This window comes from Sphaerospermopsis aphanizomenoides BCCUSP55 (assembly GCF_001586785.1).
Taxonomy (GTDB): domain Bacteria; phylum Cyanobacteriota; class Cyanobacteriia; order Cyanobacteriales; family Nostocaceae; genus Sphaerospermopsis_A; species Sphaerospermopsis_A aphanizomenoides_A.
Map to the genome: position 1 here is coordinate 1 of NZ_LUFH02000025.1, position 25,505 is coordinate 25,505.

Sequence of the window (25,505 nt, forward strand, 5' to 3'; positions counted from 1 at the left end):
GTGTAGGGGTGTAGGGGTGTAGGGGAAGAAAAACATATTCCCTATTGCCTATTGCCTATTGCCTTCTTTTATATTTTGCAAGGAGCAAAAATAATGAATTTTCCTAAATATATGCAATTATTTGGAACTGTTTGTAGTGGGTTATTGATGAGTTTACCAGTCATCCCCCAAGCTGTTTTAGCACAACAAACAACTTCCAAAGTTAATCCTTGTCCCGGTATTTTTTATGAAGAACCATACAATATTAAGGTAATAGTTCCCGCAATTTGTCCTCCTAATGATTTGACACTCATACTCATGCAACTTGGGTTGCTACCAGTTCCTGCTACACCATCACCATACCAGCGAAATTTAGGTGTTGGTGGTGAAGCACCCTCACCCTCAGCACTGAATCCCAATCCCGGAATTTTTCAGGAATCACCTTATAATCGTTCTCAACGCGGGTCTCAGTCAGGAGATAACGCACAAATTGTACCAACTCTTCCCTCACCCAGCAGCAGCTTACAACCACCCGCACCGGAACAAAGACAAAACCCCAGTGCGAGAATTGCCCTATCAAATGGCAAAGCAAATATCAAGCTTATCAATAATACAGGGGCAAAAGTCACTTATCAAGTGATTGGTGATACAGCGCCACGCATATTAGAAGGTAAATCAGATGTAACACTACGAGGGTTAAGCACACCTGTAACAGTTACATTCCAACGGGAAGACCGTGGACTTTTGAGGGTGACACCTAAAGCAGCTGGAGAACAAGGAACTTTAGAAGTAACATTGCAAGAAACAACGGATGTTAACCAGGATAGAGGTGCAATGAGTATTCAATCAAATGGTGCAGTGTTTTTGAATTAGTTATTAGGAATAGGGAATAGGTAATAGGGAAGAAATTTTTACTCTTACCTCTGCCTTCTGCAACTGATAACTGATAACTGATAACTGAAAATTACTGAACATTACCGTCCTTTCAATTCATTGAGAATATAGATCAATTTCGCTTCTTGTTTAATGTCATCTAATTTTCGTGCTAGTGAAAGTGCCTGTTGATAAAAATTACGTGCTTTACCATAATCCCGGATTTTTTCATAAATTTCACCGGCAGATACTAAATATTTTAGTTCTTCCCTGGGATTATCTAAGAATTTAGCGATCGCCAATCTTTGATCTAGTAAATCTAAAGACCGTTCATAACGACCAACTGCATTATGAGCAGTTACTAAACCATCAATTGCTCGTAATTGGTCAGGACGATCAAAATTGATTTTTGCTAACCGCATTGCTGTTCCATAAACACTGATGGTATTTTCATAATCTCCTGCCATTAAATAAGCATCACCTAAGTTATTGAGAGTATTTATTTCTCCCAGCACATCACCTATTTGGCGGCGGAAAAATAACGCAGTTTCCGCTAATTTTATGGCTTGATTATAATCACCTAATCTTGTATATACCAAACTTAAATTACTCAAAGAAAGCCCTTGTCCTTCAATATTGTCAAGATTGCGGGCAATCACCAGAGCATCTTGAAGTGTTTCTCCTGCGGCTTTTGGTTCGCCTTTTTGCAACAGCACTGTTGCTAAATTATTGAGGGCAAAAATCTGATTTTGAAAGTCTTTGTCATCACGAGCTATACCTAAACGACGACGAATAGCATCTTCAGCATCTTTGAGATTACCTAATTGCAGATAAGCACCGGCGAGTAAATCATAGGTTAAACCCTGTGCTTTCATGTCACCCAGGGAGTGATAAATTTCTAGTGCTTGTAATCCAGATTCAATGGTTTTTTCTACAGAACCGGAGGCATATTGTTGTTTACTAAGACGGAGTAATCTATCAGCTTCTTCTCTGGTAGGTTTGACATTTAATTGCCTACCAATAGGATGATTTAAAGGACTATGAATTTGTTTGGTAATATCAATAGCATGAGCCGCAGTAGGCATGAAAAAAATAGTACATAATAGAGCGTAAGCAGCACTCTGTTTAAATTTACCAACTTGCTGTAAAATCCCATAAAAAGGTAAATTAAGAATAGTAGAATTAGATAAAAAATGCGGTTGTTTCATAACATTTACCCGTAAAATTTTTGCTTTAAAAAAATGCCTGAGCAAATGGGTTTATTGTGGTTTTATTGTTAGGTGCAAAAGAGGTAATTTCCCGTTGATCCCTAAGTTCAGTTTAGGCGGTATCTTCACGTAAGTAAATAGCGCGAATATCAGCAGGTAATTTGTCTTCTAGCATACGATAACCTTCTTGGAGAAAATTAGCTACTTCGTCAGGAGAAATTTTTTCACCTTCAGCTTGCAGATAGGCAGCAATTCTAGTTTCGCTCCAGTGGAAAGTTTGAGACATCAAGACTATTAAGCGCAATACTGCTGGTAGTTGGTCTAGTGCCTGTTCTAAATAACACCATAAGGGAGGTGAAGTTGATTGCAGAGAATAGTGAATTGCTTCTGTCGGTGGTAGTTTAATTTCATTAATACAGAAAGCAGTCATGTTGATTAACCAGTTTTGCAGGGTTAAGATTTCCTTACCTGTTTCCGGGTCAATTAAATAGAGTCCACCGAGTTCATAGTAAATATGTCGCCAAGTCAGAGCAAATAAATAATCGGCCTGGACAGGCGATCGCGCCGAATGTTGAATCAAGGTGTAAACTATGGGGCTATAGCGGCAAAAAATGACGGTAAAGTATTTGCCACTATCGGGATAGCGCCTAAGCAGATTCAGCAGTTCTTGGTCACTGTGATGAAACAGCGACTTTACTAGAGGATGATTAGCTTCAGGAAAAGAAGGTATTTGCACAAGCCTTCATTCAATATAGTAGTGGTTAAAATATACAGGTTAATGGGTGATTGGAGGCAGGAGGCAGAAGGTAGAAGGCAGAAGGTAGAAGGCAGAAGGCAGAAGGCAGAAGGTAGAAGGTAGAAGGCAGAAGGCAGAAGGCAGAAGGTAGAAGGTAGAAGGCAGAAGGCAGAAGGTAGAAGGTAGAAGACAGAAGGCAGAAGGCAGGAGGCAGTAGTTTTTAATTTTTAATTGATTTTTCAACCAATTCTCTATTCCCTGTTCCCTGTTAAGAGTTCCCTGTTCCTGAGATAAACTAAAGAAGATGACTGTATGCTAGTCTTTATCGACAATACTAAAAGCGGCTCCTTTATACAATCTTTGTTTATTCATGGTTATAGCAGCTAATTTGATACCTTTCCTGCTTAGTCCGTTTACTTTAGGTTCTTTTTTACCTTCCCTGCCTTTGGATAGCCTTTTTTCTACCCAAGGCATTATGATTATGCTGTTGGCGGCCTATGCTGGTGCAATGTGGATGTTTCTAACCAGCGCCCCCAAAGTATACACTGTTATGGTGTCGGACTTGGAAATTGCCCGACAGCTGTATGAAGGTTTACTAGATTTGCCAGCAGCAGAAGTACCTTTGCACTATTACTACAACTACGAACAAACCATTGGTGCTACAGGTATAGACCCGCTTTATATGTCCACTAGTCCCAGTTGGTCTAACAGAACCATGAATAATGCCAATGATGGACTATGGTATCAATTAAAGAAAAATACTCAACTGCACATCATTACTGGTGCAAGTTTAGGTACTAAAAATCAGCAACGCCATGTTTGTTTTGACCATGACTGTTTGGAGTTGATTTTAATGCGTGTGGAAACGCGGGGCTTGAAGTTCAAGATTCGCAACCAAAAGCCTTTGAATTTTCTGGTGAAAGACTACGAAGGGCGCATTATTGAAATGGCGGAAGTTGCAGCTTAGGGTTCAGGAGTATGGCTAACGCCACGCTGCGCTATCAGGAGTAAGAAGAAAGAATTAATTTTTCTCCCCCTGCACCCTGCCACCTGTTCCCTATAACTATTTCTTCTTAGCTATTAATGCTTGGTTCTTGTCTTGCATTTCCAGCATTTCTGGAATCGTGACAAACTGATAGCCCTGTTTGCGGAATCTGTTGATAACTTCTGGTAAGGCTTTAATGGTGTGAGAGCGATCGCCTCCACCATCATGCATTAACACAATTCCACCAGGTTTTGCTTCCCGGAATATATTGTTAATTAATCTGGGTACACCAGGACGAGAGTAGTCTATTGAGTCAGAAGACCACATAATGATGGCATACTTATTATTTCGAGCATAAGTTGCTACTCCATTTTTCATATTGCCACCTGGTGGACGGAACAAACTGGTTTTCACACCTGTAGTTTTAAAAATAATGTCTGTAGTATTGGCAACTTCATAAGCTGCCGTTTGTGGGTTCATGTGATGATACCAATGATGCCAAGTATGATTAGCAATGGTGTGACCTTCCGCAACTATTCGCTTAGTTAGATCAGGATAATTCTTTACATTTTGCCCAAGAACAAAAAATGTGCCTTTAATATTATTTTTTTTGAGAATATCAAGAATTTGCGCTGTACTTTTAGGCCAAGGACCATCATCAAAGGTGAGGGCAATAACTTTTTGATTTGGAGAAAGTGTTGCGGACTTAATTGTTGCACCTTGAAAGCGTGGTGGCACATCAGGGGCAACTCCCTTTGCTTGTGCTTCTAGCTGCCAACTGGTGAGCATTGTTGTCTTAAGTTCTTCAATTCGCTGTTGAGTGCCTACTTTAGCAGCGATATCATTGATATTGATATTTTGCTGACCTTGTGCGTCAGATATATTTGGCTTAACCAGCATCATAAAACCAATGCCTACAGTACCGGTCAAGCAAAGTAATGCAATTAATAGTCCCTGCGTCCAAAAAAACGACTTATTGTGTTCCACTACATAGCTCCTTCAAGGGTTGAACCATCAGTCATGTTTCTGACGGTAGGTTATAACACATTTTGTCTAGATATTAGATACTCAAGATTTATTGGTAATCATGAAAATGGCGATACAAATTTACAGAAATTACGAATTCTAGGCGATAAAATTATACTTATTTGCCTAAAACATGAGTATTTAGCATTCAGTTAACCCCTTAAGTAATGAATCTCTGACTTTTGTACTTTTGTCAACACAGTAGGATAACAAGTCAATGATTATTCCACATAAATAGCCAAAAAGAATAGAGTATCTACTCTCAAATAACGGCACAATCTATCAGTAACATTACTGCTAATGTATATTTTACTGCTGAAACTTGTTCATTCATTTTGAAGAAAAAATTAAATTTTTTAGCTGCATATAGTTGTTTGAGAAAATCTATGAAACAAATAGACAAAAAAACAACTGCTGATAGTTTGCCATGTTTAAGCCATAGTTAGTCGTTAAGGTAGATACTCTTCTCAAGAGTAGGGAAAATAATTTTTTATGTCAATAATTAGGATGTGTAACTAGGTCAACATAATTACAGTAGCTTTCAGCAGTCAGCGGTCAGCAGTCAGCAGTAAAACCCTTTTGGTGCAAGGTTTTGTACACGCTACGCGAACAGCTATGATCTGGAATTTATGAGCATTTTTAGCGAGGAATGAGGAATTGATTTTGTTATCAGTCTCCCTTAAAAATTAGTTAAACTTAGCCTGAGAAGCAGTTTTAGCTGACTGCTGATAGCTGAATGGTTACGTTATTTTTTCCAGACTACTAATATTACTCCTGTTACAATCAAGCTTAATCCTACAAGACGGATGAGAGGAATAGGTTCTTTTAAAATAAAGTAACCCAGTAATACAGAAAAGATATAACCAACTGATACAGCAGGAGCAGCAACGCTCAGATTTACTCTGGTAAGTAGAAGAATGTAGGCTACAGCACCAATACCATAACAGGTTAGTCCTAATAACAGTTCCGGTATGGTGATAATGTTGAGGATCAGATTCAGAAAGTTCCCGGCATGAACTTTACCTAATTTGATCGCTCCCATTTTTAATAAAAACTGTCCAGCTACACTGATAAGGACTGAGAATAACAGTAAACTAAATTCTGGTGGAGACACTGAATATTACCTGAGTATTTAAATTCGGATTTTTTGCTCAACAACAAAAACTAAAAATATCAACTTTTTGTAAAACCTCCGGTTTCCTTGACTGTATAAAGAGGACGACCTTTAACTTCTTCGTATATCCGCCCAATATATTCACCTAAAATGCCCATACAAATTAACTGCACAGAACCTAAGAAAAACATGGCAATTGTAATTAATGTGTAGCCGATTAAGTTAGATACGGGTGTAAATATCCGCCAATAAAGCACTAATAACATCATAATTAAGGCAATAGCGGCTGATAAAAGACCTAGATAAGTCGCTAGTCTGAGGGGAACTCTGGAAAAGGAAATAATACCATCAATGGCTAAGGATAGAGACTTACCGAAAGTATATTTTACATCGCCTGCAAAACGGGGACTTCTTTCAAAAAGTACCGATGTTTGTCGGAAACCTACCCAAGCACGTAAACCACGGATATAGCGGTTGCGTTCTGGCATGGTATTGAGGATATCTACTACTTGTCTATCCATGAGACAAAAATCTCCTGTATCCACAGGGATGTCAACTTTGGCCAAGCGCCGCAAAATGCGATAAAAAAGATACGCAGTGAAGCGTTTTAGCCATGTTTCTTGTTGACGTGATCTGCGCTGGGCATAAACTACTTGGTATCCTTCATGCCATTTGTCAATCATTGAGAAGATTAATTCTGGTGGATCTTGTAAGTCGGCATCCATGACAATGATGCTTTTACCTTGGACAAAGTTTAAACCTGCTGTGACTGCGACTTGATGGCCAAAATTTCTCGCTAGACTCAGGTAACGCACTCGACTATCATGATGATGTAATTCGCGCATCATACTCAAAGAGCGATCGCGGCTACCATCATCAATTAAAATCAGTTCAGTTTCACCGTCTAGTTGTTCCATGACATTAGTGAGACGGCTATACATTTCTCTGATATTTTCTTCTTCGTTGTAAATGGGGATAACTAAGGAGTAGATGGTTTGATTCACAGTTATTGATTATTGGGTATAAAGTTGTTAATCTTAAATTCACAACAAAGATATCCAGTTAAAACTTTGTTATTAAGGTAGAATTTTTTCTCAGCAGATAATTCCAATTGGTCAAATTTCTCGTTACTATAAATATGCATTATTTCCATTAGTTGAAATTCCCAAAAGATTATTTCATCCTATTCATAATTTGGTTCTTTGCATTAGTTATAGATAGAACTTGGTTTTTCTTAGATGATTCTATTCCAGCCCATGATCAAAGCGCACATTTAACAGGAGCATTAAGTCATTATCGCATTTTTTATAATTTATTTGATAATTTTACTTTTTTCTCAGGTGATTGGTGGTTATCTCTATGGCAATTAACTCCTAGTTATCGCGCTCCTTTTGTATATATTTGCACAGTACCCTTTTTGTTTGTCTTTGGCAAGGGCTACGACCAAGCTAGTTTAGTCAATTTATTATATACAGCTATCATTATTTTGTCAGTATATCATCTTGGTAAATATTTATTTAATCGCCAAATCGGTATAACTGCCAGCTTGTTTTGTACATTATTTCCGATTTTGGGAATTGTCAGAACAGATTATTTATTAGATTATGGTTTAACAGCAGTCGTCATCTTCACATTCACAACTTTAACTATTTGGAAAGATAGCGATACTGGTTGTGCATCATGGTTATTAACTATCAGCTTGGGATTCGGAATAGGGTTAATCATGTTAGCAAAACCCACAGGATTTATTTTTATATTAATTCCTGGTATATGGACATTAATTATCCTCATCAAAAACCGGAGTTTTATTAAACTAATTCAATCAGGTTTAGCTTTAATTTGCACTTGGTTAATTTGTGGTTCTTGGTATAATGTCAATTGGCTAACTATTATCACTTCTGCTTTACACGCTAACAGTGTGGGAAAACGAGAAGGTGATCCTACTGCTACCACTATCGCTGGATGGTTATATTATCCCCAGCTTGTACCAGAAACGGTGGGTTTACCCATATTATGTGCGAGTTTAGGGATTTTATTTGTTTATCTAATTAAACAGAAATTTTCTCAAGCTGCAATCAAAAATAGTTGGCAAAACTCTGGTTTAATTTGGTTATTAATTTCCCTAGCCAGCAGTTATATACTTTGTTCCCTGGGGACAAATAAAGATATTAGATTTATTCTTCCTTGTTTTCCTGTAATTAGCTTAATATTAGCTCATTTTTTCCATTTGATAGAAAATATCAATTTTGATCAACTGAGGTTAGCAACTTTAGGATTAAGTGTCATATTTTTACTGAATAACTTGTTTCCTTTACCCTTAATACAAGCATGGGGAGGAAAGCATTTACCGAATGATGACGCTAAGAAATATCCAGTTTCTCAATTGATAGAGGAAATTAACCAAACAACTCCTTATTTACGCTCCACTTTAGGGATAATTCCCGTTTCTTCATCCCAAATAAACGAATTTACTTTAGATTATTACGGTAAATTAGCAGATTTTCGTGTACATGGGAGAAAATTAACCACAAACCTCGCTGATGTCAATCAAGATTTGCAGTATTTTTCTTGGTATATCACCAGAGAGAATGAACCAGAACAACCAGGAGAAAAAGGAGAAGTTAAACGCAAATTAAAATATTTAGTTGAATCTGATTCTGATTTACAATTACAGGCTGATTGGGAATTACCAAATAATGATAAATTAAGATTATATCATCGTAAAAATCCCGTTGTACTAGTTGAGAAGTTAAATTCCAGTGCTGAACCAGTTATTTTAGAGAAAGTGCAAATATCCCAGAAATTAATTCGAGAAAAAAATAATCCTGTAACTTATCAAATCACAGGTAAATGGGATGAATTGCAAAATGGCTTATTACTATTAAAATGGCAAAATCAGCAAGGGTCATGGTATCATGATCATGCCATTGGTTTGGGAGATTTATACTGTGGTTTAAAATGTCATCCCCAAGAAACTTTTAGAGTAACTGAGAATTTATCTACATTTATTCCTAAAACCTTACCTTTAGGTAAATATCAACTATCTGCACTTTATTTAGATAGAAGAAATGGCAAAACTACACCTTTAAATAAAGCTAATGTAATCGTCAATGTGACAGATCAAGGAAACATCGAAAAATCACCACCTTTAGATTTAGTTTCTCGTATCTCCCAATTAGCACCGGAATTACAAAATGGTAAATTAGAAAATATATTTGAGCAGATAGATAATTTGAATCAATATGATCCGACGCAAGATTATTTAAAACAAATTGAATTTGCAGCTAATTATTACCTACAAACTGAACCAAATAATCTCAATTGGCGTTATACTCTAGTTTTATCACAACTTTTACAACGCAAAGAACCAGAATTAATTCAGAATTTAATAGAATTAACTAAATATGATAGTCAAAATCCTTATGTATGGACTTATTTAGCCTTTGTCCAATTATATAGCTTCCAACCAAGATTAGCTAAAAAACCATTAGCTATAGCTGAAAAAATTAAACCAGATATACCAGAATTAAAAACATTAAGAACAGTGACAAATATCATGAAATTCCTACCATTAATCAATTGATAAATATGAGGAATAAATACTGGTTATTAGGATTATTATTTACATCCTTATTTCTGTGGTTAATATGTTTAGGAAATTTACCTTTACGAGATTGGGATGAGGGTACTATTGCCCAGGTAGCGCGTGAAATTTACCGTAACCCAATTGATAAAATGGTTTGGCTTTATCCCACTTTAGGAGGTGAACCATATCATAATAAACCACCTTTAATACACTGGTTAATTGCTGTTGCTTATTCCTTGGGAGGTGTAAATGAGTGGACAACACGCTTACCAAGCGCAATATTAACTGCGTTGGGTGTACCTTTACTTTACTCAATAGGAAATTTAGTTTTTAATCAAAGTTTACCAGCATTGTTTACTGCTTTAGTTTACATGACCATGTTACCCGTAGTTCGTCATGGCAGATTAGCAATGTTGGATGGTGCAGTTATTACATTTTTTTTGTTGTTGTTATTGTGTATTTTAAAATCACGGGAAAAACGAATTTATGCTTTAGGAATTGGCTTGAGTTTAGGATTAATTACTCTTACCAAGGGCATGATAGTTTTGCTATTGGGGGGAATTGCTGGTTTATTTATAATAGCAAATAGACAGTTGGATTTATGGAAAAGTTTATATTTATGGCTGGGAATATTATTAGGAAATACTTTCCCAATTGCTTGGTATATTGCCCAATGGCAACATTATGGAGAGAATTTCTTACAAACAAATTTTCAATCCCAAACTTTTGCGCGACTGGTGGAATCTGTAGAAGGTCATAGTGGACCTATTTGGTATTATTTAATCGAAATACTTAAATATGGTTTTCCTTGGTTATTGTTTTTGCCCGGTGGGTTATATTTAGCCTGGAGAAAACGTCAAACTGCTTGGGGTTGTTTAATTATTATCGGCACAGTAATTTACCTTGGGACTATCTCATTTATGAGTACAAAACTGCCCTGGTATGTGATGCCCATCTATCCATTTTTAGCATTAGCAATTGGCGTTAATTTGAGTGAAATTTGGCTGGAAGAGAAGTTTAATGTCAAATTCTTTGGAGGATTTTTTGCTTTTTTAACTGTTGCTGGTTTAGGAGGTTGTGTTTATTTTATTTTTGCTGACCCACAACCTATATTAATTATCATGAGTCTTATTTTGGCAATCAGTATGGGTATTGCTGCGTGGTTTGTTTTCCAGCGAAATCGTAATTTTATCCCTGTTTTATTTGCTGGAATGTATTTAGTTTTATTGTTGTTAATGAGTTCAAACTCTTGGATATGGGAGTTAAATGAAGCGTTTCCAGTTAAACCAGTTGCTGCATTAATTCGTCAGCATATTCCAGCGGGAACAACAATTTATACTTCTTTTGGTTATAGTCGTCCTAGTTTGGATTTTTATAGTGATTGTCAGGTTATTGCTGTTTCTGGTTCAGTTTTACAGGAGATGTGGTTTCAGAAATCTTATTTTTTGGTGGATAGTGAGACTTGGGAAAAAATGAATTTAAGTCAGGGTAAAGTTATGGGTGAAGTTAACGGTTTTGCATTGATTTCACCATTAATTAATTCTAATAATGATGGTTTTTGGTAATTATTTTAATATGGGAATTAAAACTTTTGTTTCTTACCGTTTTAATTCTTTGTAAATAAATAGACATCATTATTTTTATATTCTAATTTAAATTCCGGGTTGTTTGTCAGTTGACTGACTAATTCGGTGGCAAATTCTTTATTACTCGCCCAACCAGGATGACGAACATTTAACAAAATATAATCAAAAATATTTAAATCTTGGTTTGGAGAACCTACATCTGTAAATTTAATTAAATCACGGTGACTCAAATGTGGCGCAATTTGGGCTGTTGTGTAAACGCTACCTTTTGTTGTTATCAAAGAAATGGCTTGTCTTGTAGCTTGCCAATTATCAGTAAACTCTAAATATTTACCTGTAAAATGGGTGAATTTTGCTAAACACAGAAATGTAATTAAAGACCATATAATAATTCCACGTTTATTTTGTAGTAATCCCTTACCATGAGCAAGACTAGCAATAACAGCTAATATCAGAAATGGTAAAGCTGGTAATGAATATTGATGAACTAAATCTTTTTGAGCTTGATAGTCAGCTATTAAGTTGAGTGCTACACAAGGAATAGCACCAATAAAAGGTTTTAAGCTGGCAGTAGACAGTCCCCAAATGATTGGCGCTAATAGTAAAATTAAGTATCCAAAATTATCTAAAGAAAATATTTTACTGAGTATTAATCCAGGCTGAAATATTAAATTTTTAGCAATCTCAAAAACAGAGTTACCTAAATAACTATAACGTCCTACGGCTGCTGCTTCTGCACCACTGAACGTTGGGATAATTAACTTAGTGCAGATAATAAACCAAGCTATAGCAAAAAGGATAGCTAATAAACCATAGGAACGACGCTTTTCAAACAAAAGTAACCATATTCCCATAGCCACAACTGTAAGAGACAAAACAGCTTTACATCCTAAAATTATGATAATAGATACACAAAACCAGCCTATCTTTTTTAACCTGGCTGTTAAAACAGAGGTTAACAGTAATGGTACAGCCATCACTTCAGGGTGAAAATCAAATAAATTGGCATTAAAGACAACGGGATACAATAAATAAGCAGTTGCAACTGCCATAGCTTGACTTTCTTTTAGTCCTGCTTGAATAGCTAGATACCATGTAGGTAAAGCGCCTAAAGCTAAAGCTAATGACTGCACAATAAATAACCAATAGACGCTTGGGTAAATTTTGTATGGTAAAGCCAAAATATAATGAATCCAAGCAGCATGATCACCAAGAATGTGAAATCCTTGTATCGTAGTAATAGGTTCTTTCCCCTGACTAATTAAATAAATTGCTTGGTCAAAAATTCCTAGATCAAAAGCTGTTGAATTAAACAATTAATGTCTGATGCTACTACAGATAAATAAAAGTAAGGTACTTGTACAAAGTATCCAACCAAGACTACGGGCGCAAATTAATTTGTTTTCCATCTCAATTTACATTTTAATGTTTACTTTTTTATATTTTTTTAGTAATTTTGTTGATGCTTTTATGTAATTATACCCTACTTGGACTACATCACTAATGCAATAGTCTATAAATCTGAGAAAGTTAGTATTTAAGACTAAAATAATCACAACACCCGATAATTTATACTTTCTATATGAGCATTATCGTATTTGGTAGCATCAATATAGACTTAATAACAACAGCCCCTCGCTTACCAATTGCTGGTGAAACATTGTTAGGAGACACCTTTTTTAAAACTCCAGGAGGAAAAGGTGCAAACCAAGCAGTAGCATTAGCAAAATTGGGAATTCCCACTCAAATGATAGGGCGTGTTGGTAATGATAATTTTGGTTCAGAACTGATTAAAAATTTACAAATTTGTGGTGTACAAACAGAAAATATCTTAATTGATGAAAACATCAGTTCTGGAGTTGCTGTCATCACTGTAGATCAAAGAGGAGAAAATAACATAATTGTGATTCCTGGTGCAAACGGAAAAGTTAATCAAGAAGATGTAGAAAGATTATCTCATGTATTACTAAACGCAAAAACCTTGCTTTTACAGTTAGAAATTCCTATAGAAGCCGTCGTTGCAGCAGCCAAAGCAGCGAAAGATTTAGATATTAAGGTTATTCTTGATCCAGCACCAGCACAATCTAACTTACCAGATGAACTTTATCCACTAATTGATATTATCACACCCAATGAAATAGAAGCAAGTCAATTAGTAGGGTTTCCAGTAAATGATGAAGAAAGTTCAGCGGAAGCAGCAAATATTTTATTAAGACGCGGTGTCAATTGTGCGGTGATAAAATTAGGTGCAAAAGGAGTTTATTGTGCCACTTCTGAAGAAGCTTTCTTTACACCAGCTTTTCCTGTTCATGCAATTGATACAGTTGCGGCTGGAGATGCTTTTAATGGCGGGTTAGCAGCAGCACTTTTTCATGAACTTACTTTACGTGAAGCTATTATGTGGGGTGCAGCAACAGGGGCTTTAGCAACAACAAAACCAGGAGCGCAAAGTTCCTTACCTGATAGAATTACTTTGGAAAAGTTCTTGGGTAAAATTATGTGAAAAGTGACAGAAGTAAGAATTCAGCAGTCAGCCGTCAGCCATCAGCAAGAAAAAATTTTTGACTTTTTTAAACTCCGATATCTTCATTCCATAATTCTGGTTTTTCTGCTATAAATTCACTCATCATCTGTTCACACTCATCAAGATTTAAATCAATGACTTCAACACCGTGAGAAACCATAAATTCTCTTGCACCGGGAAAAGTTCTTGACTCCCCTGCAATCACTTTTTTAATCCCAAACTGTACCACAGCCCCAGCACACAAATAACAAGGCATCAAAGTAGAATATAAAATTGTTCCTTTGTAATTACCAATTCTCCCAGCATTTCTTAAACAATCAATTTCCGCATGAGTGACAGGATCACCATCTTGAACCCGTTTATTATGACCTTTCCCAATCACGTTTCCATCCTTCACCAAAACAGAACCGATAGGAATTCCCCCTTCCTTTCTACCTTGTTTAGCTTCAGAAATTGCCGCTTGCATAAACTCATCCATTTCCAAATCCTCCATATACTCTGCGTTTACCTCTGCGATCCTCTGCGTTTAAGAAACCCCTCTCAAACGCAAACCCAAAAACAACGCTGCTACAGTTCCCGCCACAGAAATTTCTCCTTGCATAATTTTATCAAAAACTGCATTTACAGGAATTAAAATTACCTCAATCTCTTCAGTTATATCCAGATTTTCCTGTTCTCCCACCTTCACCACATTTTCAGCCAAAAACAAATGAATTTGATTAGTTTCCTTACTGGGGTTATCATAAAGAACAGCAATTTTTCGCACACTTCCAGCGACATAACCAGTTTCCTCCCGTAACTCCCTCAAAGCAGCTGCTTCTGGGTCTTCTTTCTCAGCATCAAACCTACCAGCAGGAAGTTCAATAAAAAACTCACCACCAGCGTGTCTATACTGACGAACAAAAACAACCTCCCCATTATTAGTAATAGGTAAAATTACAGCAATATCAGGCTTAATATAAACAAAAAAATCATCTATAACCTTACCATTAGGTAAGGCAACCGCATCTCGGCGCACCTGACAGAAAGGATGATTTATCAACATTTGTGAACTTAAAACTTGCCATTTTTGTAAATTAACCATATAGCAGTTAAAATATACCACCAACCTCAAATTATAACATCATTCTCTCTGTGTACTCTGCGCCTCTGCGTGAGCATAAATCCTAAAAATGAAAACACTGATCAATCAATTCACAGTCAACAAAAGATTTCCCTTAACAATTAGTAGAGGAACAACCGCACAAACCACAAATATCAGGATCAAAATTATTGAAAATGGCATAGAAGGATGGGGAGAAGCATCACCCTTTGGTGTCGGTAATCACCGCCAATCAACGGATATAATTACCCAAGCATTGCAAAAAATTGCCCCTGTGTTAGAATCATTCAACCCTTGGCAACGACAGGAAATTGAGGCAGTTTTCAGACAATATCAAATTCCTTCCGCAGCTAGGGCAGCTATAGATATGGCGCTGTATGATTGGATGGGTAAAAGTGTGGGTTTACCACTATGGCAACTTTGGGGACTGGATAGAAATGCGATCGCACCAACTTCGGTGACAATTGGCATTAATTCCCCAGAAGCAGCTACAACTCGGACAAGAGACTGGTTAGAGTATATGGATGTACGTCTGTTGAAGGTAAAATTAGGTTCAACCGAGGGGATAGAAGCAGACAGAAAAATGCTCTTATCTGTGCGGGAAACAGCACCAGAAATAGATTTATTTGTAGATGCTAACGGAGGTTGGAGTTTAGCAGATGCGATCGCCATGTCTTTGTGGTTAGCAGATTTAGGAATAAAGTATATAGAACAGCCATTACCAAGAGGTGAAGAAACTCATTTAGCCACTTTAAAAGAACATTCTCCTTTACCCATTTTTGTTGATGAAAGTTGCTTTACTAGTGCTGATATTCCCCAATTAGCTGACTATGTAGATGGAATTAATATTAAGTTAATGAAATCTGGGGGTTTAAGTGAAGCTTTCAGAATGGTACATACAGCCAAAGCCCATAATTTAAAAGTCATGTTTGGTTGTTATTCCGATAGTTCTCTAGCGAATACAGCAGCATCTCAACTGGCACCTTTAGCTGATTATTTAGACTTAGATAGTCACCTGAATTTAATTGATGATCCATTTACGGGTGCATCAGTAAAAGCAGGACGAGTTTTACCTAACGATTTACCTGGTTTGGGGGTACAATATAGTGCGTCTGCCGCTGAATAAAAAGATTGCAATTTTACTGCATGAAGGACTGAGTGGAACTCAGGGAAAAACGGGTTTATCAATTTTACGATACAGTGAAGCCCCAATTGTGGCAGTGATAGACCGGGAGTGTGTAGGTAAATCTGTACCAGATTTAACAGGGATCAAGCGTGATGTTCCCGTTGTCGCCTCTGTAGCCGCAGCTTTGCAGTATAAACCAGAAGTGTTGGTAATTGGGATAGCCCCCAAAGGTGGCATAATTCCTGACCATTACTGGCCAGATATCAAAGATGCACTGAAAGGGGGAATGTCTTTGGTTAACGGTTTACACACACCTTTAGCCAATATTCCAGATTTAAATGCCCTCCTGCAACCAGGACAATTAATTTGGGATGTTCGGAAAGAACCGCCTAACTTAGAAATTGCTTCTGGGTTAGCGCGGACTCTTCCCTGTCGTCGGGTGTTGACGGTGGGGACTGATATGGCGATTGGGAAAATGTCCACTAGTTTAGAATTACATTGGGCGGCTAAATTGCGTGGTTGGCGTTCTAAGTTTTTAGCTACTGGTCAAACTGGTTTGATGTTAGAAGGAGATGGAGTAGCTTTAGATGCAGTGCGGGTAGACTTTGCTGCTGGTGCGGTGGAACAGTTGGTGATGCGGTTTGGTAAACACTACGATATTCTGCAAATTGAAGGACAAGGTTCTCTGTTGCATCCTGGTTCAACTGCAACGTTACCTTTGATTCGTGGTTCTCAACCAACCCATTTAATATTAGTTCATCAAGCCGGACAAACTCATAACCGCAATAATCCTCATGTTCCCATTCCTCCCCTACCAGAAGTAATTAAGATGTATGAAATGGTAGCGAGTGCGGGGGGTGCTTTTGGTCGAGTTCCTGTAGCGGGGATAGCTTTAAATACCAGAAATTTAGATGATGCTGGGGCGAAAGATGCGATCGCTCAAACTATAGCTGAAACGAGTTTACCTTGTACAGATCCGGTGCGGTTTGGCGGTGGGTTGTTGTTAGATGCTGTGATGTAGAAACATCTGCACAGAATCCGCTTTTTTCAAAGAGGAGCGTTGCAAACCTTTAGGACTTACGCAAAAAAACGAAAAATCAAGGGTTTTGACAAAGGGGTAAAGTGATGGAAAAATCAAGGTCGAGGAGAGGAAAACCCCTACACCCCTAAACCCTTACACCCTTACACCCAGCCCTAACAGATAACTTCTGTGCGTAAGTCCTGACCTTAACGAAAATAATAATCTTAATTTAACGTCATTGGCTAACAGAAGAACTACAATCAAGACGGACAGAATGGCATAACAAAGGAGGCTTACAAACGTATGTCCGACTTAAATCGCGGCATCATGAAATTTGAAGGCGCAGATTCACCCAAAGTAGTGACTATTTCTACTGTGTTAGTTTTGGGTTCGATCGCAATACTCATTCTATGGGCATTGCAATCTGCCTATGCGCTAAACTAGAATCTATTGATGATCAAATTCAAGGACACTAGCAACAAGGATAACCGTAGCTGCTTAGTGTCCATAAATCAACCAATCAAACTACAGCAGCCTTCAGCATTCAGCAGTAAAACCCTTTTGCTGCAAGGGTTGTGAATTGACATTTGTACTTATTTAATCGGCAATATCTAGGATCAAAAAATTCTGCCCAAAATTTAGATTTGCAATTGGCGATTTTAGATGCAAGATTAAATCTAAAATCCACAATAATCAATAAATGTTTCATCTCTGGGGTTTATTAGTTATTTTAATTACTTGCCCACTCCTGGGGGCAATACCGTTAATTGCTTGGATTACCTACGCTCTCAAGGGCAAGCGATTAGCACAGATTGGTACAGGTAATATTAGCGTCTCTGCGGCTTTTTATCACGGCGGCAAACTGGTGGGTGTTCTGGCGGTGTTGTCAGAGGCTTTCAAAGGCATTGCAGCGGTATTAATTGCCCGTATTTTCTTCCCCACTGGCTCGTTTTGGGAATTAGTGGCGCTGATTGCTTTGGTGGTAGGTAGATATGCTTTAGGTCGGGGTGCAGGGACAACAAACGTTGTTTGGGGAGTGTTTATGCACGATCCCCTAGTGGCCGGATTTGTCAGTTTAGTGGCAGCAATTGGCTTAATTTTTCTCAAATCTCGACAGACGATTAAATTTGGGGTTTTGATTTTACTACCCCTGCTGGTAGCTGTCCTTTATTCCAATGATTTCCCCAAAATCGTGGCCGCCTTCACATTAGCAGGGTTAGTAGGCTGGATTTACAGACAAATCCCCGATGACATGAACTTGCCAGTGGAAGAGGCACATGGGGATACACAGCAGGTCATGGCATATTTGGGCAGTGGTGAACAGGGGATTATTACTTTAGATGATGAACTAGAACCAGAGGTATTTGGCGCTAAGGCTGCCACATTATCGCAAATTAAACGCTGGGGTTATCCAGTGCCTAAAGGATGGATACTTGCACCTTTCGATGATCCTATCTATTTGATTGACTTTCTCCAACCATCCATACTTTCACCCTTGGTAGTGCGTTCCTCTGCTATTGGGGAAGACTCAGAACAAGCTTCTGCGGCTGGACAGTACGTTACAGTTTTGAATGTCACCAATAAACAAGAATTAGACGCAGCGATCGCCCAAGTCCAAGCTTCCTATAACAATCCTGCGGCGGTGCAGTATCGACGTGACCGCAGTGCTAAAGATGAGGCTATGGCCGTACTCATTCAACCACAAGTGCAAAGCGTCTTTTCCGGTGTAGCTTTCAGTCGTGACCCCATCAGCCAACAAGGTGATGCTGTAGTCATTGAAGCTGTATCTGGCAGTGCTGCACAGGTGGTTTCTGGTAAAGTGACACCAGAACAATATCGGGTGTTTGTGGTTGGTGACGATAAGTTATCTACTGTGCAGTTTGAGGGAGAAGGCAAAATTCCCCAACCATTAATCAAGCAAGTAGCCTATTTAGCCCGCAGATTGGAGAAACGTTATTATGGCATTCCCCAAGATGTAGAGTGGAGTTATGACGGACAAACCTTGTGGGTATTGCAAGCAAGACCCATTACCACCTTACTACCCATCTGGACAAGAAAAATTGCCGCTGAAGTCATTCCTGGAGTTATTCACCCCCTCACCTGGTCAATTAATTTGCCCTTAACTTGTGGGATCTGGGGAGAAATTTTCACTATAGTTTTAGGCGAACGCACCCGTGAGTTAGATTTCACGAAAATGGCAACTCTGCATTACTCCAGAGCTTATTTTAATGCTACTTTCTTGGGAGAGATTTTCTTAGAAATGGGATTACCTCCTGAAAGTCTGGAGTTTTTAACTAGAGGTGCGAAAATGAGTAAACCTCCTCTAGCTTCCACCTGGGAAAATTTGCCCGGTTTGACCAAATTACTACAGCGAGAAATCAGTTTAGAAACTGAATTTAAAGAAGATTATCGCCAAAAGTTTATTCCTGGACTGACAAAGTTAGCAAATGAACTAATTGAGGAATTACAACCGCCTCAATTATTAAGTAGAGTAGACTTAGTGCTTGATTTACTCAACCAAGCTACTTACTACAGTATTTTATCGCCCTTGAGTGCGGCGATTCGGCAAGCAGTTTCTGGGGTGAAAGATGAACAAATTGACTATAGTATTACTCCAGAAGTGGCATCATTGCGATCGCTGCGGCTGTTGGTTGCAGATGCCAAAGAGATTTTACCAAATCCAGATCCAGAAAGAGTTTTTGAACAATTGGCAGAAACTCCAGCAGGGGAAAAAATTCTGTACGAATTTGCCGAACTAGTGGAAGATTATGGCTATTTAAGTGAAGTTGGAACAGATATTTCTGTACCGAGATGGAAAGAACAGCCAGAACTAGTGAGACAATTATTTATCCAATTGATCCAAACCAACGAAACACCAAATCAGGATGATTCTAAAAAACGGCAGCAAGGTTTTGTGCAGAAGCGAGTGGATCTCAAAGGACGAGTTACAGAAGTTTATTCTCGCTTGTTAGCCGAATTACGCTGGACTTTTTTAGCTTTAGAAAAGATTTGGTTAAAGACAGGTTTCTTACAACAAACAGGAGATATCTTCTTTTTAAAATTGGGTGAAGTGCGGCGTTTAGCAGCAAATGCAGATGCAGATTTGAGAAATCAACTGACGGAGATAATAGCCAATAGGCGATCGCAATATCTCCAAGATAGTCAAATCACCCAAATTCCCCCTTTAGTCTATGGTTATAATCCTCCCCATCCCATCGAATCACCCATTGATACCTCTGACAATATCTTGTTAGGCATTCCCGCTAGTCAAGGTCAAGCCACCGGACAAGTGAAAGTGTTGCGGAATTTACAAGAGGTAGGAGAAATCAACAAAGAGACAATTCTCGTTGTCCCTTATACAGATTCCGGCTGGGCTCCCATTTTAATGAGAGCCGGGGGAGTAATTGCGGAAGCGGGTGGTAAACTTTCTCATGGTGCGATAGTTGCCCGTGAGTATGGAATTCCCGCAGTGATGGACGTGCGCGGTGCTACATACCTACTCCAAGATGGTCAGCACGTGAAGATTGATGGTTCAAAGGGTATTGTAGAACTACAGGAATTTTTCGCTTAACAGCCTTTGTTGGGTGTAGGAAAGGTATTTTTTTCCTGCGCCCTTTTCTTCTTGATTGATATAACGTGAGTTTGACCAAGAATTATTAACCGCTCTCCAAACCTCTCCCCTGCAAGGAGAGAGGCTTTAAAACCTCACAGGTGTAGGTTTTTTACATTGTCGTGAGGGCAAGACTTAGGGGACAAGGAAGGACAGTGGACAAGGGAGGAAACCCGTACAAAATTATATTCTCTTGGTAACAAAAAGACCATTGTGCCAAGAAAATCTTCCTTGTCTACCTTCCCTCCTTGTCTTCCCACTCTGGCCTGAACAGATAATATTAAAAACCTACCCTTGTGAGGGGCTGCTCCCCTGCTCCTTGTTCCTCTTCACTGTCACCTGCCACCTAATTTATGTTTAAACTAGTTTATAAAAATAGAAGCGATAGAGCAGAGCGTACTGCCGCAGGAAATCGTACAATTCCCGTTTGGGAAATTTTGTCAATGGCGGTAGAAACGTTGTGGAGTAATAAATTACGCACAGGATTAACCATGTTGGGTGTAATTATTGGCATTGCTTCAGTGATTGCCATTACTTCTGTTGGTCAAGGTGTGCAGAAGAGTACAGAGCAACAAATACAAGCATTAGGACCTGATGTACTTTCTGTATTTTCTGGTGCAGCCAGAAGTGGAAATATTAGTCAAGGATTTGGTTCGAGTAGTACCTTAACTTGGGATGATGCTAAAGCGATCGCACAGCAAGCTCCTTCTGCTCAACTGGTATCTGCTTATCTACAACGCAATGCTCAAGTAGTTTATGAAAGTCAAAATAACTCCACAAGAATTTATGGCACAGATATCAACTACCCAGAAGTCAGAGATATTCAAATCCAAAACGGTAGATATTTTAATCAGGAAGAACTAGAAATAGCAAAGGAAGTTGCTGTTCTTGGGCCTACAGTTGAAAGTTCTCTGTTTCAGTCAGGTGTAAATCCCATAGGTCAAAAAATCCGCATTCAAGGAGAAGCTTATGAAGTGATTGGGGTAACAGAACCTAAAGGTTCTCAAGGAGGTACAGATAGAGATGACCAAATTCTTATTCCCCTCACCACCATGTCAGCTAGATTAGTGGGGAATAATGCCCTATCAGGTGTTTCTGTTAATTCAATATTAATCAAAGCTGCTAATCAAGAACAGTTAGACGCTGTGCAGTTTCAAGTGACTAATCTCTTACGTTTGCGTCACAATATTTACCCACCACAACCCGACGATTTTCGGATTACTAACCAAGCAGATATTATTAGCACCTTTACTAATATTGTGGGTTTATTTACCATCATGATAGTTGCAATTGCAGGTATTTCCTTAGTAGTTGGTGGCATTGGTATTGCTAATATTATGTTAGTGTCCGTTGTAGAAAGGACAAGAGAAATCGGCATTCGTAAAGCTGTAGGAGCTACCAATTCAGCAATTCTCAATCAATTTTTAGCAGAAGCAATAGTTATTTCGGTAGTTGGTGGAGGTATTGGGATGGGGACAGGGATTTTAATTGCTTTTATGGCCGCAACAATTTTTAAATTTCCCTTTGTTATTTCTACATTATCAGTAATTACAGGCTTAGGACTTTCATTAACCGTCGGTTTAATAGCTGGAGTTATTCCCGCCAGAAATGCAGCTAAATTAGACCCAATCAATGCCTTAAGAAGCGATTAAAAAACTCTGCGTTCCTCTGCGCTTACCTCTGCGTTCCTCTGCGTTTCAAATTAACTCATCAATTCCCCTCCCAGATATGACAACAATGATTTGGTTAGAATCAATCACCAAAACCTACCATTTAGGAGAAATTGATGTTCCCATACTTAAAGGAATTCAACTTTCTATTGAAGAAGGAGAATATGTCGCTATTATGGGTGCATCTGGTTCTGGTAAATCTACACTGATGAATATTTTAGGATGCTTAGATCGTCCCTCCACTGGAAATTATATTTTTGAAGGGAGAAATTTGACTACTTTTGATGATGATGAATTAGCTTATATTCGCAATCAAAGAATAGGTTTTGTGTTCCAGCAATTTAACCTTTTAGCACGTTCAACAGCCCTAGAAAATGTCATGCTTCCCATGATTTATGCCAATATACCCAAGCCTAAACGCCGTCAAAGAGCGATGGAAGCATTAAACCGAGTTGGATTAGGAGATCGCATTGCTAACCGTCCTAGTCAACTCTCAGGAGGACAACAACAACGAGTGGCGATCGCACGTGCTTTAGTTAACCGACCTGCATTAGTTTTAGCAGATGAACCCACAGGAGCGTTAGATACAGAAACTTCTTATGAAGTCATGAATTTATTAACAGAATTAAATCAGCAAGGTATCACGATTGTCATTGTCACTCATGAGCCAGATATTGCTGCTCAAACTAAAAGAATTATTCGAGTTCAGGATGGTTTAATTGTTGGTTAATTTTTCCGAGTCCTGTTTCCTGTTCTTGACATCTCCATCAACATTCGTTAAATTAATAAGTGGCTACACACTTATTTATGGCGCGTACACCCAAAATTACCAATCAGCAAATTTTAGATGCAGCCCGTGAAATCTTTCTCCAACAGGGTTTTAGTGCTTCAACCTTAGAAATTGCTCAAAAAGCAGGAATTTCAGAAGCGTCTATTTTTAAACGCTTTTCTACCAAAGAAGAACTTTTCTTTGCCTCAATGGGAATTCCGGAAAAACCTCCCTGGGTGCAAGAAATTACTTCTTTGTCTGGAAAAGGAAATCTGAAGGAAAATCTGATTCAGATATGTATTCAGGTTTTAGAGTTTAATCGTCAAGTAGTACCACGATTAATGATGTTGCGATCGCGTGGTAATGCCGTACCAGAAATGATTAATAGGCCAGATTCCAGACCTGTGAGGGATCTGAAGACATTTACTCATTTTCTAGAGAGAGAAATTGAACAAGGACGACTGCGCCCCAGCGACCCCCAAACTATTGCTATGATATTGTTAGGTTCACTGATGAATTATGTGTTCTTGGAACAGATTCACACTTCAAAAGATATACCCACAGATGACAAAGTATTTGTCCAGCATCTTGTAGATATCGTTTGGCAGGGAATTTCACCTTCTGAAGATTAGTTGCATAATGCAAAAAAAATCAATGTATCTTTGTTTTAGGCAATTAATAAGTGATTACTTACATTTTATTTGCTGGTTATGATAGTCAAACCTCAGGAGGAAGGGCTGAGAAGGAGGATTTTTTTAATTACCAATAAGGACAGACTTAAGTAATAACACTAATTGCAAAAAACAATTTTTATGCGATCTTATACAAAGAATATACACACTTTGATTTTTTCAATTAGAAATATAAAACCTAAAATGGCATAAATTTTTCTCAAAACAACTAACTAAAAGTAACCCAATCAGGTGATGGCACACTCAATCTTGAGGTAATAGTTTAAAGAAAAAATCATGAGTAATATCATTTTCGTTTGGCTCAAGGTCATATTTATTTGGAAACTGAATAGGGAATAGGGAATTAGGAGTTTTATACGATGACTACTTACATAGAAATTCCGCTGATTGGCAAAAAAATTAAATACCCATTTCGCTGGTTTATGGGGTTAATGGCATCTGGTATTTTGATAGTTGGTACAACCACAGCTTTAAAAATAGCGAATCCAGAAAACCGTAGAGAAGACATTACTAAACTCACTGTTCCAGTTGCAGCAAAAAGTGTCACAGTGAGAATTACCGCTAGTGGAAAAGTACAACCAGTACAAAGCGTAAATATCAGTCCCAAAAATCCGGGAATTATTACTGAATTGGAAGTTGAACAGGGTCAAAAAGTCCAAAAAGGGCAAATTATTGCTCGCATGGATAATTCCGAAATTAGAATGCAAATTCTCCAATATCAAGCCAACTTAGATCAAGCCAAAGCACAATTAGCGGAGAGTCAAGCGGGGAGTCGTTCTGAAGAAATAGCTGAAGGGAAGGCACGTTTAGCACAAGCTGTAGCCCAGCTAGCTATAATTCGGGCTGGGAATCGTTCTCAGGACATTGATCAAGCTAAGGCTGCTGTAGATTCAGCTAAAGCCCAGGTGGAGTTAACTCAAGCCAGAGTCAGACGTTATCAGAGTTTAGCTAAACAAGGGGCTATTTCCCAAGATTCTTTAGATCAATATATCAGTGAAGATAAAAGGGCAAAAGCCAGTTTAGAAGAAGCTCAACGTCAATTATCACTGCAAAAAGCTGGCAACCGCAACGAAGAGATTACAAGGCAAGAAGCCGTAGTTGCTCAAGAACGGGAAGGACTGCGAAAACTGCAAAATGGCAGCCGTCCGGAAGAAATTGCCAGATTAAAAGCTGCTGTAGCTGCGGCTACGGCGCAATTAAAACAGCAACAAGTACAGCTAGAAGATACCATTATTCGCGCTCCTTTTGCGGGGATTGTAACGCAAAAATACGCAAATATAGGGGCTTTTGTGACACCAACAACATCGGCTTCTAGCAGTACATCAGCAACTTCTAGTTCCATCGTCGCCTTAGCCACAGGTTTAGAAGTTTTAGCTCAAATTCCTGAAGCTGATATTGGCAGAATTAAGCAGGGGCAGCAGGTGGAAATTGTCGCTGATGCTTATCCAGATCAAGTTTTTAAAGGTCGTGTCCGTCTGATAGCACCGGAAGCAGTAGTAGAACAAGGTGTCACATCTTTTCAAGTGAGAGTAGCAATTGAAACTGGTGCGGATAAACTGCGTTCTGGTTTAAATGTGAATTTAACGTTTTTGGGCGATCGCATTAACGATGCTTTAACCATACCAACTGTGGCAATTCTCACTGAAAATGGTCAAACTGGCGTACTGATACCAGATGCAAATAATCAACCTCAGTTTCGAGAAATTACAATTGGAGCGCAAATTAAAGACGAAACTCAGGTTTTAGAGGGAATAAAACAGGGTGATTTGGTCTTTGTAAACCCACCCAAAGACTACAAAATGCAACAAGAAAGAGGTGACAGGTGACAGGTAACAGTAGAAGAGTAGAGAGTCAGGAGTCAACAGTTAAATAGAGAAGTAAGAATAATTCTGAAAATC

At 38.4% G+C, this 25,505-nt stretch carries 22 protein-coding genes; 13 read left to right on the forward strand and 9 right to left on the reverse strand.

The genetic code is table 11. From position 1 onward, the window contains the following. Window positions 1–93 precede the first annotated feature (93 nt). Complete coding sequence (locus A0J48_RS08550) at window positions 94–852, forward strand: hypothetical protein (protein WP_200322186.1); 759 nt, start codon at window positions 94–96, stop codon at window positions 850–852. 101 nt (window positions 853–953) lie between these two features. Here A0J48_RS08550 and A0J48_RS08555 read toward each other — a convergent pair whose 3' ends face one another. The 3 genes from A0J48_RS08555 to A0J48_RS26825 form a co-directional block, all read right to left on the reverse strand. Continuing rightward, window positions 954–2,060, reverse strand: a complete 1,107-nt coding sequence (locus tag A0J48_RS08555) for a tetratricopeptide repeat protein (protein ID WP_200322188.1) — start codon at window positions 2,058–2,060, stop codon at window positions 954–956. 112 nt (window positions 2,061–2,172) lie between these two features. Beyond that, complete coding sequence (locus A0J48_RS08560; protein ID WP_200322191.1) at window positions 2,173–2,796, reverse strand: sigma-70 family RNA polymerase sigma factor; 624 nt, start codon at window positions 2,794–2,796, stop codon at window positions 2,173–2,175. Between the two features lie 315 nt (window positions 2,797–3,111). Beyond that, on the reverse strand, window positions 3,112–3,270 hold the full coding sequence (locus A0J48_RS26825) for a hypothetical protein (protein WP_234300804.1): 159 nt from the start codon (window positions 3,268–3,270) through the stop codon (window positions 3,112–3,114). On the opposite strand from A0J48_RS26825, the gene A0J48_RS08565 reads away from it, so the two are divergent. Then, window positions 3,242–3,763, forward strand: coding sequence for a glyoxalase-like domain protein (locus A0J48_RS08565; protein WP_234300799.1), 522 nt, complete (start codon window positions 3,242–3,244; stop codon window positions 3,761–3,763). The genes A0J48_RS26825 and A0J48_RS08565 overlap by 29 nt on opposite strands. Window positions 3,764–3,859: 96 nt before the next feature. Here A0J48_RS08565 and A0J48_RS08570 read toward each other — a convergent pair whose 3' ends face one another. The 3 genes from A0J48_RS08570 to A0J48_RS08580 form a co-directional block, all read right to left on the reverse strand. Next, window positions 3,860–4,768: a polysaccharide deacetylase family protein gene (locus A0J48_RS08570; protein WP_200322195.1), complete on the reverse strand. Its 909-nt coding sequence runs from the start codon at window positions 4,766–4,768 to the stop codon at window positions 3,860–3,862. A 784-nt stretch (window positions 4,769–5,552) separates the two neighbouring features. Further along, on the reverse strand, window positions 5,553–5,921 hold the full coding sequence (locus A0J48_RS08575) for an EamA family transporter (RefSeq protein ID WP_200322197.1): 369 nt from the start codon (window positions 5,919–5,921) through the stop codon (window positions 5,553–5,555). A gap of 59 nt (window positions 5,922–5,980) precedes the next feature. Continuing rightward, window positions 5,981–6,925, reverse strand: a complete 945-nt coding sequence (locus A0J48_RS08580; RefSeq protein ID WP_200322199.1) for a glycosyltransferase family 2 protein — start codon at window positions 6,923–6,925, stop codon at window positions 5,981–5,983. Between the two features lie 152 nt (window positions 6,926–7,077). Between A0J48_RS08580 and A0J48_RS08585 the strand changes: the two genes are divergently transcribed. Together A0J48_RS08585 and A0J48_RS08590 are read left to right on the forward strand one after the other, a co-directional pair. Continuing rightward, window positions 7,078–9,504 (forward strand): glycosyltransferase family 39 protein, encoded by a 2,427-nt coding sequence (locus tag A0J48_RS08585; RefSeq protein WP_234300797.1) that lies wholly within the window; start codon window positions 7,078–7,080, stop codon window positions 9,502–9,504. 5 nt (window positions 9,505–9,509) lie between these two features. After that, window positions 9,510–11,072 (forward strand): ArnT family glycosyltransferase, encoded by a 1,563-nt coding sequence (locus tag A0J48_RS08590; RefSeq protein ID WP_200322201.1) that lies wholly within the window; start codon window positions 9,510–9,512, stop codon window positions 11,070–11,072. Between the two features lie 41 nt (window positions 11,073–11,113). On the opposite strand, the gene A0J48_RS08595 is transcribed toward A0J48_RS08590, so the two are convergent. Then, a complete protein-coding gene (locus tag A0J48_RS08595; protein ID WP_325078597.1) occupies window positions 11,114–12,409 on the reverse strand; it encodes a DUF2079 domain-containing protein in 1,296 nt (431 codons plus the stop codon). Between the two features lie 266 nt (window positions 12,410–12,675). On the opposite strand from A0J48_RS08595, the gene rbsK reads away from it, so the two are divergent. Continuing rightward, window positions 12,676–13,596, forward strand: coding sequence for a ribokinase (gene rbsK / locus A0J48_RS08600; RefSeq protein ID WP_200322203.1), 921 nt, complete (start codon window positions 12,676–12,678; stop codon window positions 13,594–13,596). Between the two features lie 67 nt (window positions 13,597–13,663). Here rbsK and A0J48_RS08605 read toward each other — a convergent pair whose 3' ends face one another. Together A0J48_RS08605 and A0J48_RS08610 are read right to left on the reverse strand one after the other, a co-directional pair. After that, window positions 13,664–14,095 carry a nucleoside deaminase gene (locus A0J48_RS08605; RefSeq protein WP_200322205.1) on the reverse strand — a complete coding sequence of 144 codons (432 nt, stop codon included), beginning with the start codon at window positions 14,093–14,095 and terminating at the stop codon, window positions 13,664–13,666. A 48-nt stretch (window positions 14,096–14,143) separates the two neighbouring features. Next, on the reverse strand, window positions 14,144–14,701 hold the full coding sequence (locus A0J48_RS08610; protein WP_200322207.1) for an NUDIX hydrolase: 558 nt from the start codon (window positions 14,699–14,701) through the stop codon (window positions 14,144–14,146). Between the two features lie 88 nt (window positions 14,702–14,789). On the opposite strand from A0J48_RS08610, the gene A0J48_RS08615 reads away from it, so the two are divergent. The 8 genes from A0J48_RS08615 to A0J48_RS08650 all read left to right on the forward strand — a co-directional run bounded on the left by A0J48_RS08615 (window position 14,790) and on the right by A0J48_RS08650 (window position 25,433). After that, complete coding sequence (locus tag A0J48_RS08615; protein WP_200322208.1) at window positions 14,790–15,845, forward strand: dipeptide epimerase; 1,056 nt, start codon at window positions 14,790–14,792, stop codon at window positions 15,843–15,845. Further along, complete coding sequence (locus A0J48_RS08620; RefSeq protein WP_200322210.1) at window positions 15,826–16,866, forward strand: DUF1611 domain-containing protein; 1,041 nt, start codon at window positions 15,826–15,828, stop codon at window positions 16,864–16,866. The genes A0J48_RS08615 and A0J48_RS08620 overlap by 20 nt, the downstream gene beginning before the upstream one ends. Before the next feature lie 303 nt (window positions 16,867–17,169). Further along, a complete protein-coding gene (locus tag A0J48_RS08625; RefSeq protein ID WP_200322211.1) occupies window positions 17,170–17,310 on the forward strand; it encodes a hypothetical protein in 141 nt (46 codons plus the stop codon). A 256-nt stretch (window positions 17,311–17,566) separates the two neighbouring features. Further along, window positions 17,567–20,437: a glycerol-3-phosphate acyltransferase gene (locus A0J48_RS08630; RefSeq protein ID WP_200322213.1), complete on the forward strand. Its 2,871-nt coding sequence runs from the start codon at window positions 17,567–17,569 to the stop codon at window positions 20,435–20,437. 392 nt (window positions 20,438–20,829) lie between these two features. Then, window positions 20,830–22,128, forward strand: coding sequence for an ABC transporter permease (locus A0J48_RS08635; protein WP_200322215.1), 1,299 nt, complete (start codon window positions 20,830–20,832; stop codon window positions 22,126–22,128). Window positions 22,129–22,204: 76 nt separating this feature from the next. Then, window positions 22,205–22,876 carry an ABC transporter ATP-binding protein gene (locus A0J48_RS08640; RefSeq protein WP_325078598.1) on the forward strand — a complete coding sequence of 224 codons (672 nt, stop codon included), beginning with the start codon at window positions 22,205–22,207 and terminating at the stop codon, window positions 22,874–22,876. A gap of 77 nt (window positions 22,877–22,953) precedes the next feature. Further along, window positions 22,954–23,547: a TetR/AcrR family transcriptional regulator gene (locus tag A0J48_RS08645; protein WP_200322273.1), complete on the forward strand. Its 594-nt coding sequence runs from the start codon at window positions 22,954–22,956 to the stop codon at window positions 23,545–23,547. 419 nt (window positions 23,548–23,966) lie between these two features. Beyond that, complete coding sequence (locus tag A0J48_RS08650; protein ID WP_200322217.1) at window positions 23,967–25,433, forward strand: efflux RND transporter periplasmic adaptor subunit; 1,467 nt, start codon at window positions 23,967–23,969, stop codon at window positions 25,431–25,433. Window positions 25,434–25,505: the final 72 nt, after the last annotated feature.